The sequence below is a fragment of the Bradyrhizobium sp. 76 genome (assembly GCF_023073025.1).
GTDB lineage: Bacteria > Pseudomonadota > Alphaproteobacteria > Rhizobiales > Xanthobacteraceae > Bradyrhizobium.
Window position 1 is genome coordinate 1 of record NZ_JADPIS010000011.1, and the last position, 2,875, is coordinate 2,875.

Annotated in this window: 3 pseudogenes; 1 reads left to right on the plus strand and 2 read right to left on the minus strand. The window is 57.4% G+C overall.

Annotation, left to right across the window (positions count from 1 at the left end):
- Positions 1-186 precede the first annotated feature (186 nt).
- Together IVB48_RS00305 and IVB48_RS00310 are read right to left on the minus strand one after the other, a co-directional pair.
- A pseudogene (locus tag IVB48_RS00305) lies at positions 187-974 on the minus strand (IS5 family transposase); the annotation flags it as partial.
- A 357-nt stretch (positions 975-1,331) separates the two neighbouring features.
- Positions 1,332-1,781, minus strand: a pseudogene (locus IVB48_RS00310) (Lrp/AsnC family transcriptional regulator); the annotation flags it as partial.
- A gap of 517 nt (positions 1,782-2,298) precedes the next feature.
- On the opposite strand from IVB48_RS00310, the pseudogene IVB48_RS00315 reads away from it, so the two are divergent.
- Positions 2,299-2,875: pseudogene (locus tag IVB48_RS00315) on the plus strand (siphovirus Gp157 family protein); the annotation flags it as partial.

The following is a 2,875-nucleotide window of genomic DNA, read 5'->3' on the forward strand; positions in this document are numbered from 1 at the left end:
TCTCTGGGTAGGCATCAGGCTTCCTCATTGGTTGAATGAGAAACCCGTAGCCCGGTTGAGTTGTCGGCCGAAGCGTCCGGCACCGCCAAACGGTGCTCATGATCGCCTGAAATCGCTGCTCACGATCCTCTGAAATCGTTGCTCACGATGCGGTGAAATCCGTGCTCACGATCCCGCGAAACACGCACGGATCTGCGAGGCCCGGCCAAGCGGGAGGGCGAAGGCGTTCTCGAGCACGGTCTGACCTTCGATCTTGCGGCGGATATCGCGGATGATCCGGCCCAGCCGGCTGCGCAGAATGCGCAACTGCCGCTGATGCCGCTTGAATTGCTTGGCATGGGCGTAGCGCCCCGCCGTCATTGCCGCGGTCTTGGCAATGCGAAGATAGGACTGCCGCAGCCTGGCCCCGTGCTTCCTTGCCAGTCGGTTGAGCCCCTTGATGGCCGCGTGCAGCAGCTTGGCATCGGTCGGGAAGGTGATGGCCTTCGGCTGCACGGTGGTATCGACCGTGACCCGCTTGAGGTCCTGGCCGCGTAACGCACCGGCCTCGTGCGCCACCCGCAAGCTCTCGGCCAGCAACAGCTCCAGCTTGTCGCCGAGCCGCTTGCGCCAATGGCTCAGGTCCGAGCGCTCGTGCGGGAACGCGTGCTGAAAGAACTCTTCGCCGGTGAAGTACTGGAAATACGGGTCGTGTGGACCCAACGCTCGCACACCCCCTCATCGGACAGCCCGTAAATGTGCTTGAGCAGGAGTAGCCCGATCATGAAGCGGGTCGCGATTCCCGGCCGGCCGTTCTCGCTATAGAGCGGCGCGATCTCGCCGTCGATCCAGTCCCAATCGACCTTGCCGGCAAGCTGAACCAGCTCGTGCTTCATATTGATGATCTGGTCCAGCCTGGCCCGGAACAGATCGCCCGATCCCGTCGTCCTGTGCTTCTTCGGTCGAGCTTTCGTCGCAGCAGGCGCAGCCGGCATCGTGATCGCTGGACTTGGACCCGGAGGCCGCTTGAAATTCCCGCTTACGCCTACGCAAGCAGCCGCGGGGTCATTCTCGTACAGGCGACCCGCTGCGGAACAGGACGTGCATACTCGCAGAGCAGCATCGCGACAAGAGAGTGCACTTTTATCGACGCGGACAATCTAACGCCCAGCAAGGCCCGAATACTTCTCGCTCTGGTCTTCGCACCTCTGATCCTTCTCGGCTTCGAGAGTTCTTTTTGGTGTACTAAATTTCCGCGGCTTGATCGTTTCGCTTCGGCTTTCGGATTGAGCGACTGGTTCTTCCCGATGACTCCTGTGCAGACGAGGCCCACACGCTTCGAAGATCGTCGGAGGGACGGCGCGATTGACCGTCTCTCGGAGGGCGAAATTCGACTCAATGCGCGAAACGCGCGGAAGTCGCGAGAGTTTGGTGCGGTGGATTCTCTCGAAATCTTCAATGTCGCGAGCCAGAACTATCAGGAGGTAATCATCGCGCCCTGCCATCAGAAAGCAGCGGATCACTGATGGACATTTGACGACCGCGGCTTCGAATAACTTGAGTGCCTCGTCACTTTGGCTGTCCAGCGCGACTCTAACAAGTACGGTGGTGTTCAGGCCAAATCGGTCCAAATCGAGCACCGCCTGATATCCTGTGATGTATCCCTCGTCTTCGAGAGCGCGTTGCCGGCGCGCGATCGCGGTGCTGGATAGTCCTATTCGCGTCGAGAGTTCAGCCTGACTGATCCGCGCGTTCGTGCTCAGCTCAGCGAGGATTGCCATGTCGAGCTTGTCGGGGTCCATCTGTTTGTGATCCTGCGCTACAGTATCGAAAATCCGTAAAGTTCTGCACCACTCGGCGCCTGCTTCGCAAGATCGCCCGAAAGCACACGGCTCTTTCACACACTCCATCAATTCCGATTTGGCATTGATCGTAGCGAAATTGGTATTGGCCTCGCTGAAGTGCCTTCGTTCACAATCCATCCAGCAGAGAACTGGGGAGGAGCCGAAATGCCGGCGGGAGATCAGCTGCCGTTGCTGATCTGCTGCTTGCTAGGCCCGTTACGGTCTGAGCGATAGGTCTGGAAAGACCAGAGGAGCATCGAGCTTGTCATAGCGCCGTCGACTATAATCGACGCGTTTTCTAGGATCTTCAGTAGCCGGTCGCGCGCGTAACTCTCTTCTGCAGGAGGGCCGCGCGCTCATATGAGCAGGTGCGATTTTTGATGTTTGGGAATTCCAAAGATATCCAACCTCCGCCGCGATGTGGTGGACAAAAAAGACTCTCTATCGAAGTGCATCAAATGGGTGGGGCAGATTAATGGTTCGAGAGGAAGCTACGTACAAGACTGTTGAGTTCTCGACTTATCTGTGGTCTCGAGCGTACGCCGCACTGCAGATGGTGACTTTGAGGGAAAAAGGTGCCGAAGGCATCGAGCGCCTCAAATACAATTTCATGAACGGCCACGGAAAGAAACACTTTCTTGCGGGACTCGACAAGCTTGGTATCCGGAATGATCCCCCAGCCATTGCTGCAGCCAAGTATCACTACATGGGGAACGATCTTATCGGCGATGTCCCGATGGAGTATATCCGGGAAACAGACCGCAAAGTCTGGATCCGCTATCTAGCTCCGGCTTGGGCTTATCCGGGCTCGGGTCTTCTGGCATGCCCGGCATCTGCGCAGCTCTCTGCGTTTCAAGCTTGGCATAGGAACAATGGGACGTGGCTAGGATGCCCAAGGCTCGCCTATGTTTGCACGAAACTCTATCAATATGGCGATCCTTATGATGAAGGATACTTCATCGAGCATGATGCGAATGTCCCAGTAGAACTAGCGTTCAAGTTTGAACCCGTATCAATCGCGCCAGCGTTTGAAAGGGATGCCGCGCCTAAAC